General features: G+C 63.6%; 14 protein-coding genes. 6 read left to right on the top strand and 8 right to left on the bottom strand.

The window, feature by feature from the left end:
• The first annotated feature begins 12 nt into the window (after positions 1–12).
• Complete coding sequence (gene rhlB, locus PH586_RS12590) at positions 13–1,473, top strand: ATP-dependent RNA helicase RhlB (RefSeq protein WP_271348108.1); 1,461 nt, start codon at positions 13–15, stop codon at positions 1,471–1,473.
• Positions 1,474–1,701: 228 nt separating this feature from the next.
• Here the strand turns inward: rhlB and PH586_RS12585 are convergent, their stop codons facing one another.
• From PH586_RS12585 to PH586_RS12560, 6 genes are all read right to left on the bottom strand, one after another.
• Positions 1,702–2,655 (bottom strand): LysR family transcriptional regulator, encoded by a 954-nt coding sequence (locus PH586_RS12585; protein ID WP_271348107.1) that lies wholly within the window; start codon positions 2,653–2,655, stop codon positions 1,702–1,704.
• A gap of 111 nt (positions 2,656–2,766) precedes the next feature.
• Positions 2,767–4,218 (bottom strand): diaminopimelate decarboxylase, encoded by a 1,452-nt coding sequence (gene lysA, locus PH586_RS12580; RefSeq protein WP_271348106.1) that lies wholly within the window; start codon positions 4,216–4,218, stop codon positions 2,767–2,769.
• Positions 4,219–4,253: 35 nt separating this feature from the next.
• Positions 4,254–5,036 carry an ATP-binding cassette domain-containing protein gene (locus PH586_RS12575; RefSeq protein WP_271348105.1) on the bottom strand — a complete coding sequence of 261 codons (783 nt, stop codon included), beginning with the start codon at positions 5,034–5,036 and terminating at the stop codon, positions 4,254–4,256.
• A complete protein-coding gene (locus PH586_RS12570; RefSeq protein WP_271348104.1) occupies positions 5,033–5,776 on the bottom strand; it encodes an ABC transporter permease in 744 nt (247 codons plus the stop codon). Before PH586_RS12570 ends, PH586_RS12575 begins: the two co-directional genes overlap by 4 nt.
• On the bottom strand, positions 5,773–6,498 hold the full coding sequence (locus PH586_RS12565; RefSeq protein WP_271348103.1) for an ABC transporter permease: 726 nt from the start codon (positions 6,496–6,498) through the stop codon (positions 5,773–5,775). Before PH586_RS12565 ends, PH586_RS12570 begins: the two co-directional genes overlap by 4 nt.
• Before the next feature lie 41 nt (positions 6,499–6,539).
• A complete protein-coding gene (locus PH586_RS12560; protein WP_271348102.1) occupies positions 6,540–7,331 on the bottom strand; it encodes an ABC transporter substrate-binding protein in 792 nt (263 codons plus the stop codon).
• Positions 7,332–7,945: 614 nt separating this feature from the next.
• On the opposite strand from PH586_RS12560, the gene PH586_RS12555 reads away from it, so the two are divergent.
• From PH586_RS12555 to argE, 4 genes are all read left to right on the top strand, one after another.
• Positions 7,946–9,304 carry a flavin-containing monooxygenase gene (locus PH586_RS12555; protein ID WP_271348101.1) on the top strand — a complete coding sequence of 453 codons (1,359 nt, stop codon included), beginning with the start codon at positions 7,946–7,948 and terminating at the stop codon, positions 9,302–9,304.
• Positions 9,305–9,315: 11 nt separating this feature from the next.
• Positions 9,316–9,726 (top strand): RidA family protein, encoded by a 411-nt coding sequence (locus tag PH586_RS12550; protein WP_271348100.1) that lies wholly within the window; start codon positions 9,316–9,318, stop codon positions 9,724–9,726.
• 143 nt (positions 9,727–9,869) lie between these two features.
• Positions 9,870–10,544 carry a DUF1028 domain-containing protein gene (locus PH586_RS12545; RefSeq protein ID WP_271348099.1) on the top strand — a complete coding sequence of 225 codons (675 nt, stop codon included), beginning with the start codon at positions 9,870–9,872 and terminating at the stop codon, positions 10,542–10,544.
• A 75-nt stretch (positions 10,545–10,619) separates the two neighbouring features.
• Positions 10,620–11,777, top strand: coding sequence for an acetylornithine deacetylase (gene argE / locus PH586_RS12540; RefSeq protein WP_271348098.1), 1,158 nt, complete (start codon positions 10,620–10,622; stop codon positions 11,775–11,777).
• Between the two features lie 224 nt (positions 11,778–12,001).
• On the opposite strand, the gene PH586_RS12535 is transcribed toward argE, so the two are convergent.
• Positions 12,002–12,502 (bottom strand): lactoylglutathione lyase family protein, encoded by a 501-nt coding sequence (locus PH586_RS12535; RefSeq protein WP_271348097.1) that lies wholly within the window; start codon positions 12,500–12,502, stop codon positions 12,002–12,004.
• Between the two features lie 96 nt (positions 12,503–12,598).
• Between PH586_RS12535 and PH586_RS12530 the strand changes: the two genes are divergently transcribed.
• Positions 12,599–13,486 carry a LysR family transcriptional regulator gene (locus tag PH586_RS12530; protein WP_271348096.1) on the top strand — a complete coding sequence of 296 codons (888 nt, stop codon included), beginning with the start codon at positions 12,599–12,601 and terminating at the stop codon, positions 13,484–13,486.
• Between the two features lie 118 nt (positions 13,487–13,604).
• Here PH586_RS12530 and PH586_RS12525 read toward each other — a convergent pair whose 3' ends face one another.
• Positions 13,605–14,528: a LysR substrate-binding domain-containing protein gene (locus tag PH586_RS12525; RefSeq protein ID WP_271348095.1), complete on the bottom strand. Its 924-nt coding sequence runs from the start codon at positions 14,526–14,528 to the stop codon at positions 13,605–13,607.
• Positions 14,529–14,614 lie beyond the last annotated feature (86 nt).

The raw sequence follows: 14,614 nt of genomic DNA, 5'->3' as shown, positions 1-14,614 counted from the left end.
GACGAGATGACCGTGCTCAAAGCACTCAAGAAAATGTTCGGCAAAGCCGAGGGCGAGCAGCCCAGCCCAACCAGCACGCCTGCTTCGCCAACCACGCCCCGTGGCGGCGAGAGCCACCACGAGCAACCCAACCGCACGGCCAAGACGCAGCACAAGGCCAACGATAGCGACAGCCCAGCTACGCTGGTGGCCCACCAAGAAAAACCCGCCGCCAAGGCCGTCAAGCCCCGGCGCCAGCGTGCCGCCAAGCCGGTGGACACCTGGAAACTGGAAGACTTCGTGGTCGAACCGGCCGAAGGCAAGACCCGCTTCCATGACTTCAAGCTCGCCCCCGAGCTGATGCATGCCATCCACGACCTGGGTTTCCCCTATTGCACGCCGATCCAGGCCCAGGTGCTTGGCTTCACCCTCAGAGGCCAGGATGCCATCGGCCGCGCCCAGACCGGCACCGGCAAGACCGCCGCCTTCCTGGTCTCGATCATCACCCAGCTGCTGCAGACCCCGCCGCCGAAAGAACGCTACATGGGCGAGCCGCGCGCGCTGATCATCGCGCCAACCCGCGAGCTGGTGGTGCAGATCGCCAAGGACGCCGCGGACCTGACCAAATACACCGGGCTCAACGTGATGAGCTTCGTCGGCGGCATGGACTTCGACAAACAGCTGAAGCTGCTCGAGTCGCGCCATTGCGACATCCTGGTGGCCACCCCGGGCCGCTTGCTCGACTTCAACCAGCGCGGCGAAGTGCACCTGGACATGGTCGAGGTGATGGTGCTCGATGAAGCCGACCGCATGCTCGACATGGGCTTTATCCCCCAGGTGCGGCAGATCATCCGCCAGACCCCGCCGAAGAACGAGCGCCAGACCCTGCTGTTCTCGGCGACCTTCACCGAAGACGTGATGAACCTGGCCAAGCAGTGGACCACCGAGCCGGCCATCGTCGAAATCGAGTCGGAGAACGTGGCCAGCGATACCGTCGAGCAGCACGTCTACATGGTCGCCTCCAGCGACAAGTACAAGCTGCTGTACAACCTGATCGCGCAGAACGACTGGATCCGCGTGATGGTCTTCGCCAATCGCAAGGACGAAGTGCGGCGCATCGAGGAACGCCTGACCCGTGACGGCATCAGCGCCGCGCAAATGTCTGGCGACGTACCGCAGCACAAGCGGATCAAGACCCTCGAAGGCTTCCGCGAAGGCAAGATCCGGGTAATGGTCGCCACCGATGTGGCCGGCCGCGGGATTCACGTCGACGCCATCAGCCACGTGATCAACTACACCCTGCCGGAAGTGCCGGACGACTACGTGCACCGCATCGGCCGCACCGGCCGCGCGGGCGCCAGTGGCACCTCGATCAGCTTCGCCAGCGAAAACGACGCCTACGCCCTGCCACCGATCGAACAACTGCTGGGGCGCAAGATCAACTGCGAAATGCCCCCGGAAGTGTTGCTCACGCCGGTACCGCACAAGCGCTGACAGTGTCGTGAAACAGCAACAAGGCGAAGCCGGCAGGCTTCGCCTTTTTTGTGGGTTAAGTCCCGCCTACCTGTGGCATTACCTCAGCTACACGCTCAAAGCGGCATGGGCCAACCGGCGCGACGATAGGCCGCCCCATAGGGTATGGCGTGGGCACGCTGAAACCTGGGGCCTTGAGGATGCCGCAACTTTCACTGGCAGCCCGCGACCTGCACCCCAACCAACTACTTAGTGTTTGAAATAGCGTTCTCTGACGGCCGCCACAGTGGCCTCGCGGAGCATGCCGATAAATAGCTGTTCCACATCGCTGAGCAGCTGGTTTTCCGGGGTAACCAGGTACACCTCGTTGACCGGCAGCTTGTCATAGGGCGGCAGCTGATACAGCAGCTTCTGCGCCACGAAGGGTTTGGCCCCCTCCACCGTCAGGGCCCCGAAGCCGAGGCCGGCGAGGATCAGCCGCCGCACCTCCTCCTCGTTGGGCGATACCGCCACCAGGCGGCCCCAGAACTGCTGCTCGGTTCGCACCGAGTTGACCGCACTGAGGCCCTCGCCGGGCTGGTCGCTCTCGAAGGAGACATAGGCCAGACCGCGCAGGTCCGCCGCAGTCAGGTCCTCGCGGGCAAACAGTGGATGGCGCGGGCCGCAGTAGAAGGCCATCTGCTCGTAGCCGAGCAGGTCGAAGTGCAGACCGGTCTGGGCGGTCTTCTTGTTGCTGATGCCGATATGCAGACTACCCCGGGCCACCGCGTCGACTATATCGGCGCTGGGCTGGGAGCTGAGGCTGATCAGCACATTGGGATAGAGACGATTGAACTGCGCCAGACTGTCGTCGAAGGGCTGACAGCTGACATGGCTGGCGACCTGCACATGCAGTTCGCCGAGCACCGCGCCGGCCTCGCCGGCGTATTGCTCGGCCATCTTGCCGATGATGCTGCCGGCCGAGGAAATGTACTCGTAGACCCGCAAGCCCTGTTCGGTCAGGGAGAACATGCCCTTCTTGCGCTGGATCAGGCGCATGCCCAGGTGTTCTTCCAGACGTTTCAGGGCATTGCTGACGCTGGGTTGGCTGAGCGACAGCTTGCGCGCCGCGCCGGTGATGCTGCTCTCCTCGACTATCACCAGAAAGGTGTACATCAGGTTCCAGTCCAGGTTGCGCAGCAAACGCTCGCGGGGCGACAGCATGATCGGTAGCTCTCCCAGGCAGGCCGTCATCCCGGCCACTTCGGGGGCAACAGTGCACCGTGCAGCGCCCCGAGCGCAAGCCTGCTAACCCGGGGCATGGCAGAGCGCACCTCAGTCCAGATCATGGGTCAGCAGGTCGCGGTATTCGCCACGGCGGCGGATCAGCCGGCTGCCTTGGCGCAGGTCCACCAGCACCGCGGCGGCGGACTGGCGACCACAGTACTGACTCATCATCTCCAGGGCGTAGGCCCCCACGTCCAGCAAGGCGATCACATCGCCCATGGCGGTGGCCGCCGGCAGTTCGCGCAGGTTGGGCTGGTGCACCAGCACCCGCTCCAGCGCGGCGCGATGCTGGGCCAGGATCGGCTCCTCGGCGAGCAGATCCGTCACCGCACCCTCGCCTTCGATGTCGTAATAGGTGTCGCTGCTGTCGCACAGTGGCCCGGCCATACGGCAGTGATGGGTGTCCGGATCGTCGGCGCGGGAGGCGTTGAGCATGTGGAAGTACCAGCCGCTATACAGGTCGAACAGCACGCTGTAGCCGGCGTCCAGGTAGAACACCGGACGACCCTGGCGCTCCTTGTGGGCCTCGATACGGGTCAGCAGAAGGGCGGTGTCGCTGACCATGCTGCGCCCCGGTTCGACGATCAGCTCGATCTGCTCGCCCAGCGCCTGGGACACCGGCCTGATCAGGTGCTCGGCGAGCTGGGCGAAGTCGATCTCGGTGCGGTAGTTGGCGCAGTAATGCGGCGCTACCGAGTCGAAATTCTCCTGGGCGCTGCTGTAGTTCTTGGGGAAGCCGCCGCCCAGGTTCACATGCTCCAGCGGATAAGGCAGACGTTCGCTGACCTGACGCACGTAGTCGATGAGGAAATTGGCCTCGGCCTGGTACACACCTATATCGGTGATCTGGGTGCCGATATGGGCATGCACCCCCACCAGTTTCAGCGCGTCGGAATGAGCAAGAATCAGCTCGATGGCCTCGGCCTGCTCGGCAGCGGTCATGCCGAACTTGGAGGTCGAGGTGCCGGTTTGCCAGCCAGCGGCGGCTCCGCCCTGGATCTCCGGAATGATGCGCAGGCTGACGCGGGCCTGCTGGCCCAGCTCCCCCGCCACCGCGAGGATGCGCGCCAGCTCCGACAACGAGTCGACATTGATCGCCTTGATCCCGGCGCCTATCACCTCGCGCAGCTCGACCACCTGCTTGGCCACGCCATTGAACACCATCTGCGCCGGGGCGAAGCCGGCGATCTGCGCCTTGTAGAACTCGCCGCCGGAGTTGACCTCCAGATCCAGGCCGCAGTCCTTGAACACCCTGAGCACCGCCAGGTTGGCGCAGGCCTTGCTGGCGAAACAGACCCGGGTATTGGCGTGTACCCGACGAAAGTTGTCGAGGATATCCCGGGCGTTATCGCGCAGTTTGCTTTCCGAGTAGACGAACAGCGGCGAGCCATAACGCTCGACCAGTTCGAGGGCGTTGACCCCGTCGATCAGCAGCTGATTGTGGGCACTATTGAGGTGCTGCGGTCTTTTCCAGGGGTACAGAGAGACGACTTGGCTCATGCTATTACTCACTTAAACAAGGCTGTTGAAAAACATCAGTATTGACTCGCCAACAGGCGGCGCAGGTGGTCCGATTGCGGGGCATTGAACAGCTGTTCCGGGCTGCCCTGCTCCTCGATCCGGCCCTGGTGCAGGTACACCACCTTGGACGACACTTCGCGGGCGAAGCGCATCTCGTGGGTGACCATGATCATGGTGCGGCCTTCCTCGGCCAGCTCGCGGATCACCAGCAGCACCTCGCCCACCAGCTCCGGGTCCAGGGCCGAGGTGGGCTCATCGAACAGCATCACCTCGGGATCCATGGCCAGGGCGCGGGCGATGGCCACCCGCTGCTTCTGCCCGCCGGACAGGCAGTCGGGGTACATCTGGCACTTCTCCAGCATGCCGACCCGGGCCAGCAGCTTCTTCGCCTGGGCCTCCACCTCAATACGATTGCGCTTGAGCACCAGGCAGGGGCCAAGCATCACGTTCTCCAGCACGGTCATGTGCGACCACAGGTTGAACGACTGGAAGACCATGGCCAGACGCGAGCGCACCCGCTCGATCTGCCGCTGAAAGCGCCGCGAGCGCACGCCACGGTGGTTGGGGGTCAGTTCAAGCTCCTCACCGTGCACCCGCAGGCGACCACTGTCGGGGAACTCCAGCAGGTTCATGCAGCGCAACAGCGTGCTCTTGCCCGAGCCGCTGGAGCCAATGATGCTGATCACGTCGTGCTTCTCGGCGGTCAGTGAAACGCCCTTGAGCACCTCGATGCCAGCGAAGGATTTGTGCAGGTTTTCCACCTGCAGGGCGGCGGTCTGGGGGATGCTTGCAGTCATGGCGACACTCCGGCGGAAACCCGCTTTGATGCTGGCGCAGTGGCGGTGGATGGGGCTTGGCGGACACGCTGGTGGCGGGTCAGGCACAGCTCCAGACGGTGCCAGAACCAGACGAAGGCGCTGGTCATCAGCAGGTAGAGCAACGCTGCCCACAGGTACACGGACAGGTCGAAGGTTTGCGAAAAGATGCGCCGGGTCTGGCCCATCACATCGAACAGGGTGATCACGCTGACCACCGCGCTGCCCTTGAGCAGCAAGATGATCTCGTTGCCCAGGGCCGGAAAGGCGATGCGATAGGCATTGGGCAGGATGATCTTGCGGTACTGGTTGCAGCGCGACAGCCCCATGGCGACGCCCGCCTCGATCTGCCCATAGGGCACGGCGCGCAGGCCGCCGCGGAGGATTTCTATCTGATAGGCCGTGGAGTTGAGGACGAAGGTCAGCAGTGCGCAGTAGTAGGGGTCGCGGAAGAACCACCAGAGCCCCAGTTGGCTCAGCTCGAGGCGAAACTGACCCGAGCCGTAATACACCAGGAACAACTGGGCCAGCAGCGGCGTGCCACGAAAGAACGACACGAACAGGCGAATCGGCCAGCGCAGCAGGCCACGTTCGCTGCAGCGGCCGATGGCCAGGGGCAAAGCCAGGGCGCAGGCCAGCAACGCGGCGATGGCGGTGAGTTGCAGGGTCAGGCCGGCACCGGCCAGCAACTGGCCGGAGAAGCGCGTCAGGATATCCATCATGCTGCCTGCCCTCCCGTGCGGTAACCGCGGCTGGCACGACGCTCCATGCGCGCCAGCAGCCACTCGCAAAGCAGGCACACCAGCCAGTAAGCCAGGCACACCACGAGGAAGAACAGAAAGGGCCTCTTGGTGCTGCCTACGGCGATATTGGCCATGCGCATCAGGTCGCTGAGGGCGATCACCGAGACCAGGGCGGTGTCCTTGAGCAGGTTGATCCACAGGTTACCCAGCCCCGGCAGGCCCAGGCGCAGTAGCTGCGGCAGCTCGATCACCCGGAAGATGGTCAGCCGGCGCAGGCCCATGGCCTGCCCTGCCTCGCGCTGGCCGCCGTCCAGGGCCTGCCAGGCCCCGCGCCAGACTTCGCTGGAATAGGCGGCGAAAACCATGGCCAAGGCCAGCACCCCGGCGATAAAGGGGCTCAGTTCGAAATAGCCGGCCGCCGGGTTGTACCAGCGCAGCAGGGCGTTCAGGCCCATGCCCACGCCGTGGTAGATGATAAACAGGGTGAGCAGCTCGGGCAGGCCGCGCAGGGTGGTGCTGTAAGCCAGGGCCAGGGTGCGCGGCAGGCGCCCGCCGAACAGCGCCAGCGCCGCCACCAGCAGGCCCAGCAGCAGGCCGACCGGCAGGGTGGTCAGCGCCAGGGCCAGGGTTACCCCCAGGCCCTGCAGCAACTCGTCGCCCCAGCCGGTGTCGCCAAAGCTCAGGTAGGTGAGCCAGTCCATAACAGATCCTCTTCTCGTTCAGCAGATGGGCCGTGCTTGGCTCACTGCTCCAGGGTCAGCAGGTTGACCGAGAAGAACTTGTCGTTGATGGCCTGGTAGGTGCCATCGGCGATGATCGATGCCAGCGCCTGATTGAGCGCCAGACGCAGCGGCTCGTCTTCCTTGCGCAGCGCCATGCCGACACCCTCGCCGACATATTTCGGGTCACTGATCGGCTCGCCGGCCAGACGGCAGCAGCTGCCATCGGTGGATTTCTGGGTCCAGTCGAGCATCGGGATCATGTCGCCGACCTGGGCATCCAGACGCCCGGACACCAGGTCCAGGTTCACCGCATCCTGGGTCGGATACAGGCGCACGTCGGAACCGGGGAACATGGCCATCAGGTAATCGGCCTGGGTGGTCGCACCCTGGGCCCCGATGGTCTTGCCTGCCAGCGCGGCGGGACTGAAATCCTTGAGCTCGGAATCCTTGGCCACCACGAAGGTCATCGCCGATTTCTGGTAGGGATCGCTGAAGGCGACCATCTGCCGGCGCTCCTCGGTAATAAACATGGAGGCGATGATCACATCGTACTTGCGCCCCAGCAGCGCGGGGATGATGCCGTCCCAGTCCTGGGCCACCAGGCTGCACTGGGCCTGCATGCGCTCGCACAGGGCCTTGCCGATCTCGATATCGAAGCCGGCCAGCTGACCGTCGGCGGTGTAATAGTTGAAGGGTGGATAGGCGCCTTCGGTGGCGAGGCGCAACGTCGGTTCATCACTGGCCTGGACGGCAGCGAATGGAAGGGCGCCGAAGGAGGCGCAGAGCAATAGGGAGCGTAGAGTCTTATTCATCTTGTTTTCCTCTGAGAAGCGGATTTCGCTGTGAAATCGGCTCTCACCCACAAGCCGATTTAACATCACGCTGGCTGACCGCCTGGTCACCGTCGCGAAACAAGAATCCGCCCAGCCCTCGCATTTATCAAATGTATATTTATTATGTTATGCATAGCCCTGAGTTATGCATTTGCCCGTAGAAACCCTGTTCTCGACTCCCGTCATTCAAGACGGCCCTGGGCTGCCGAGCCGCGCTTGATGCACTGCCCTGCTGGCTCCTCTGGCAGAGAGCCATTTCACTTGCTTTCACGCCAGTGCTTCCGCCGCCGAATCAGGGCGGTGGCAGGCGCACTGCGTTCACGGCTTCTCTTCGCGGCAGCAAGCGAGGCCGATTCAGCGAGCGCTGCACGGTTGCGAACCTCGCCAATATGTCGCCCCTGACGTTAAAAATCCTATAGCCCGGGCCTTCTGCCGGGCGGGCCCTGCGCTCGGCATACGGGCACGTTTTTTCCTCGCCAGCGAGTACAAAAAACATCATTTCGCCAATCCCTGGTTCTGCACAGAATGCGGCCAAGACCCACAGACAGCCGCAACAGCAGAACAACACTGATCGGAATCAGCAGAGGCACGCCATGACCGACCTGAATCAAACCGCCTTGCCCAAGTACCCAGACATGACAGCCAAGACAACAGAAATAGACACGCTCGTGATCGGTGCCGGCCAAGCCGGTGTGGCCATGAGTGAACACCTGAGCAAGCTCGGGGTGCCGCACCTGGTGCTGGAGCGTCAACGCATCGCCGAAGCCTGGCGCAGCGGCCGCTGGGATTCGCTGGTGGCCAATGGGCCGGCCTGGCACGACCGCTTCCCGGGGCTGGAATTCGACGACCTGGAGCCCGATGCCTTCGCCCCGAAAGAGCGGGTGGCGGCGTATTTCGAAGCCTATGCGAGGAAGTTCAATGCGCCGATCCGCACCGGGGTGGAGGTCAAGTCGGTGGTCCGCAATGCCGACCGTCCTGGCTTCACCATCGAGACCTCCGAGGGGGTGATCCAGGCCAATCGCGTGGTCGCGGCCACCGGCCCGTTCCAGCGTCCGGTGATCCCGCCGATCGCGCCTCAGGATCAGCGCCTGCTGCAGATCCACTCCGCCGAGTACCGCAACCCCCAGCAGCTGCCCGAGGGCGCCGTGCTGGTGGTGGGCGCCGGATCGTCGGGCGCGCAGATTGCCGAAGAACTGCAACGTGCCGGCAAGCAGGTGTACCTATCGGTCGGCGCCCACGACCGGCCGCCACGCGCCTACCGCAACCGGGACTTCTGCTGGTGGCTGGGTGTGCTCGGCGAGTGGGATGCCGAGGCGGCGCAACCGGGCAAGGAGCATGTGACCATCGCCGTCAGCGGTGCCCGGGGCGGACAAACCGTGGATTTCCGCCGCCTGGCCCAGCAGGGCATGCAGCTGGTGGGCCTGACCAAAGCCTTCAAGGAGGGGGTGGTCAGTTTCCAGCCTGACCTGGCCGCTAACCTGGCGCGCGGCGATGAGAACTACCTGGCGCTGCTCGATGCCGCCGACGCCTATATCGCCCGCAACGGCCTCGACCTGCCGCTGGAACCCGAAGCCCGCGCGACCTTCCCGGACCCGGAATGCCTGACCACGCCAATTCTCGAACTCGACCTGGCCGAGGCCGGCATTCGCTCGATCATCTGGGCCACCGGTTTCGCCGTCGACTACAGCTGGCTGCAGGTCGACGCCTTCGACGCCAAGGGCAAGCCGCAACACCAGCGCGGCGTGTCCAGCGAGCCCGGTGTGTATTTCGTCGGCCTGCCGTGGCTGTCGCGGCGCGGGTCCAGCTTTATCTGGGGCGTCTGGCACGACGCCAAGCACGTGGCCGGTCATATCGCTACGCAGCGCACCTACCTGGCCTATCGAGATCCTGCGCAGCGCCAGGCCGAGACGGACGCCAGCAATGCTTCGCCCATTCAACCCGTCAGCATTTAGGGAGTCAGTTGATGCCTACTCATACCCGCATCCGTATGTTCAACACTAAACAGACCTACCCCAACCAGAGCCTGGACAACGACCTGTGCCAGGCGGTACGCGCCGGTAATACCGTGTACGTGCGCGGCCAGGTCGGTACCGATTTCGAGGGCCGTCTGGTCGGCCTTGGCGACCCACAGGCCCAGGCCGAGCAGGCGATGAAGAACGTCAAGCAGCTGCTCGAAGAAGCCGGCAGCGACCTGTCGCACATCGTCAAGACCACCACCTACCTGATCGACCCGCGCTACCGCGAGCCGGTCTACCAGGAAGTCGGCAAGTGGCTCAAGGGCGTGTTCCCGATTTCCACCGGCCTGGTGGTGTCGGCCCTGGGGCAGCCGCAGTGGCTGATGGAGATCGACGTGATCGCGGTCATCCCAGACTGAAAGCCGCTGCGCTCGGCCATACGGCGTTGAGGGCAGTCAGGAAAATGCTCATTTGCACCAGCAAACTCCGCTTTTCCCGACTGCCCTCGCCTTGTCTGGCCTTCGCTCGCGACGCTTTCAGAACTTTTCGTCAAGGAGGCTTTATGACCTTTTCCATCGTCGGCCGCTGCGCCGAAACCGGCCAACTGGGTATCGCCATCAGCTCCTCGAGCATTGCCGTGGGCGCCCGCTGCCCCTGGTTGCGCGCCGGGGTTGGCGCGGTGGCCAGCCAGAACATCACCCTGCCGGCCCTCGGCCCGCAGGTTCTCGACGCCCTCGAAGCCGGCCTGGAGCCGGCCGCGGCGCTCGACCAGGCGCTGAGCCGTAACGGCTACAGCCAGTATCGCCAGGTCGCGGTACTCGATGATCAGGGCCGCAGCGCGCTGTTCACCGGCAGCGAAGCCCTGGGTGTGCATAACGCCCAGGCGGGCGAGCAATGCGTGGCCGCCGGCAACCTGCTGTCCGCACCCGAAGTGATCGCCGCCATGCTCGAAGCCTTCGAGCAGACCCCCGGCCTGCTCGCCGAACGCCTGCTGGCCGCCATGCATGCCGCCATGGCCGCCGGCGGCGAGGCGGGCCCGGTGCATTCGGCGGCGCTGCAGGTGGTCGACGACCTCACCTGGCCGCTCGTGGACCTGCGCGTCGACTGGGCCGAACAGGACCCCATCGGCGAGCTGGACCGGCTCTGGCAGGCCTACCGGCCGCAGATGCAGGACTACGTGAGCCGCGCCCTCGACCCGACCCGTGCACCCAGCTACGGCGTACCCGGTGACGAGTGAGATGAGCAGCCGAGACGATGGGTTGCGCCGCGAAACGGCCAACCCATCATCCCCCATCAATCAGGAGTCAGATCCATGCTCAGCAGTCGCGAACTCTTGGCCGAACTGGTCGCCTTCCCCACCGTCAGCCGTGACTCCAACCTGGGGCTGATCGAATTTATCCGTGCCTACCTGGCCGGGCTGGGGGTGGCCTGCGAACTGGACTATAACGCCGAGCGCAGCAAGGCCAACCTGTTCGCCAGCATCGGCCCCAGCGATCGCGGCGGGGTGCTGCTGTCCGGGCATAGCGACGTGGTGCCCGTGGCCGGCCAGGCCTGGACCCTGCCGCCCTTCGAGCTGAGCGAATGCGACGGCAAGCTCTATGGTCGCGGCACCGCCGACATGAAGGGCTTTATCGCCTGTGTGCTGGCTGCCGTGCCGCGCTTTCTCGCGCAGCCGTTGCGCCTGCCGATTCACCTGGCCTTCTCCTACGACGAAGAAGTCGGCTGCCTCGGCGTGCGCACGCTGCTGGCCGAACTGCAACGGCGACCGAACAAGCCGGTGTTGTGCCTGATCGGCGAGCCGACCGAGCTCAAGCCGGTGCTCGGCCACAAGGGCAAACTGGCCATGCGTTGCCACGTGCGCGGGGCGGCCTGCCATTCGGCCTATGCGCCGCTGGGGGTCAATGCCATCGAATACGCGGCACGGTTGATCAACCGGCTTGGCGAGATCGGCCAGCGCCTGACTGCTGTCGAACACCAGGATGCGCGCTTCGAGCCGCCCTTCTCCACCGTGCAGACCGGGCTGATCCAGGGCGGCCGGGCGCTGAACATAGTGCCGGCCGAGTGCCGGTTCGATTTCGAGGTGCGCGCGCTGCCCGGCGACGATCCGCAAGAGGTGGCCAATGAACTGCTGGACTACGCCGAAACCCAGCTGCTACCGCAGATGCACGCCCGCAGCGCCAGCAGCACCATCGAATTCCAACCATTGTCGGCCTACCCGGGCCTGGTCACCTGCCCGCAGAGCGAGGCGGCGCAACTGCTGGCCCAGCTCAGTGGCAGCCAGGACTTCACCACGGTGGCCTTCGGCACCGAGGCCGGGTTATTCCATGAGGCAGGCATCGCCACGGTGATCTGCGGCCCCGGCAGCATGGAACAGGGCCACAAGGCGGATGAGTTCGTCAGCTGCGCGCAGCTGGCCGGCTGCGACGCCATGCTGATGCGCCTGGCCGACTGGCTGCAGGGCTGCGCCTGACTCAATCGCATCAGCAAAGTCGCACGCCCAGAAGGCGTGCACATTGGCCACTGCCGCAGCAGGCAGCCCGACTTTGCATCAGGGACCAGCCAGGCTGACTTCCTCAGGGCATGAAGCGGTCATCCACAGGACAATGATCGGCAGTGCCAGACGTGATCGTCCTACTCGAATCATTGTTAATGACCAGGTGGCGCAGAGCTCTCAAGGCTCTACAACTGTCCCGTTTACTGATAAGCGCCGGCAGCGTAGGTCAGCTCGTAGCTGTGGCTATAAATCTCCAGGATGTTGCCGAAGGGGTCTTCCATATAAACCATGCGGAACGGCTTCTCGCCTGGAAAGTACTCGCGTACTGGCATGCGCTGCTTGCCGCCAGCGGCGACAATCTTGGCGGCCAGGCCTTCGACGTCCGGATCCTGTACGCAAAAGTGGAATATTCCAGTCTTCCAGTATTCGAAGTTATTTTCCGGCTTTACCGCATTGCGGAATTGAAAGACTTCCACGCCAATGCGGTCGCCGGTGGACATGTGGGCGATGCGAAACGAGCCCCAGCCTGCGCCGAACACGTCGGTGCACATGACGCCGATGGCTGAGTCGTCCTCGCTGATGGTGGTCGCCGGCATGATCAGGTACCAACCCATGACCTCGGTGTAGAACGTTACGGCAGCGTCGAGATCGGTGACCGACAGGCCGATGTGGGAAAAGCTGCGTGGGTAGACGGGAGACATAACCAGTACCTCGTATTGAGTTGATGGTGGTCAGTCTAGGAGGGCCAAGCCATAATGAAAATAACTGCAAGGTTATGGTTTCAATAAGGGATCGTTATGCTTAATCCGCAATGGCTGCGTACTTTTACGACGCTCGCCGAGCAGGGGAATTTCACTCGTAGCGCCGAGCGCCTGAACTTGACGCAAGCGGCTGTCAGTCAGCATGTGCAGCGTCTGGAAGAGCGATTAGGACCGCTGTTAATACGCCGTCCACGCCAGCTCGAACTCACACCTGCCGGGCGCGCTTTGCTCGAATACTGCGCAGAGGTCAATGCGGCCGACCAACGCTTGCAGCAGCGCCTGTCAGAGCGCGATGCAGAGTGCGGTGAGATAGGCTTGATCTGCCCCGGCAGCATAGGCTTGGCCCTCTATCCATTGCTGCTGGAGTTACAGCACACACACCCTGGACTGAGCATTCGACAGCGTTTCGCTCCGGATCGTGAAGTCCTCGATGCCGTGCTGGACAACCGATTTGAACTTGGACTGGTGACACTCAAACCGGACGATCCGCGTTTGAGTGTGAGTCGCTTCGCAGAGGAACCACTGGAATTGGTAGTGCCGGCCAGCGAGAGCGTTCAGTGCTGGGCTGATCTCGAGCGTCTTGGTTTCATTGATCACCCAGATGGCCAGGCCATGGCCGGTCGACTCCTTAGTCGCTATTACCCCGGCGCGCCCGGGGTCTGCAGCCTCCCTTGCCATGGTTTCACCAACCAAATCAGTCTGATTCTTGAACCTGTGGCCCGCGGCTTAGGCTTTACCGTATTGCCGCGCTATGCGCGCATGGCTTTTTCACGACCTGAATCGATTAAGGTAATTGAAGGGGAACGGCCGGTTGTAGATACCCTTTGGCTATTGCACCGAGCTGAATGGCCGCTATCTGCCCGAGCTGATTTGATAATCCAGCGAGTTAAGCCGCAATTTTGGTCCGCTGGCCGGCAGTGTTGAGTCCAAGGTGACAATCAGCAGCACTGATAGCGTTTACGAACGCTGCTACTCATTGCTATGGGCTGTCGGCTTTTGGTTGTGGATTCATCTGGTCGACGCCACACACTAACCACCCCACTCAGCCCTCACTGCCCTCACTGCCCTGCCCCAGCTGCTCCTTGCAAAACTCGACGAACAGCTGCGCCGGCTTGGTCAGTGGCGACCGCTTGAGCCAGGCGGCCACCAGGCCGGAACTGCTCACCGTTTCGACGATATCGACCGTCAGCACTTTCTTGCCGTCGTAGGTGCATTCCGAGTGCGGGCGGGTGACCAGCAGGGAGAAACCGAAACCCTGGCCGACCATGCCACGCACCATCTCGATCGACGGCGAGCTGAAGACGATATTCGGCGTCAGGCCGAGTTCCTCGAACAGGCTGACGAAGTAGGTGCGGCTCGGCTGCACGTCGAGCAGGATCATCGGTTCCAGGCACAGGTCGCGCAGAGAAACCTGCGCCTGGCCGGTGAAACGGTGGCCTTCGGGCAGCAGGGCATAGGGTTTCTGCGGCGCCATCAGCGGCTCGCACTCGATGGTCGTGTCGAGGTCATGGTCATAGAGCATCGCCAGGTCGAAGCGCCCGGCGGTCAGGCCCTGCACCAGCTCCTGCTGCTCGCCGTCGCGGATGCGGATTTCCACCCCGGGATAGAGCCCGTTGAAACCGGCGATCAAGCGCGGCAGATAGAGCGGCGCCACGGTTTCGAAACAGCCGATATCGATCTGCCCGGCCACCATTTCATTGTCGGCCAGGGCGTTCTGCTCGAACTCGTGGGCCATGCGCAGCAGCTCCTGGGCCTTGCGGTAGAAGCGCGCGCCACCGGGGGTGAGCGATACCCCCTGGGCGTGGTGGCGGATCAGCAATTGGACACCAAAGCTTTCTTCCAGGCCCTTGATCGCGGTGGAGATCGACGGTTGGGCGATATACAGCTTGCGCGACGCCTCGGCCACGCTGCCGGCTTCCACGGTGGTGACGAAATACTTGAGCTGGCGCAGGGTGTAGGCGGCCATGCGGTACCTCCTCGATAGCGGCCTTCAGGCCGTCTTGTGATGCTTTGACTGAACGCCAACATACCCCAGGCCCGGCCCTGGGGCTG

Origin of the sequence: Pseudomonas aestuarii (genome assembly GCF_027988105.1) — a bacterium.
GTDB lineage: Bacteria > Pseudomonadota > Gammaproteobacteria > Pseudomonadales > Pseudomonadaceae > Aquipseudomonas > Aquipseudomonas aestuarii.
This window is presented reverse-complemented; position numbering and strand designations above follow the sequence as displayed.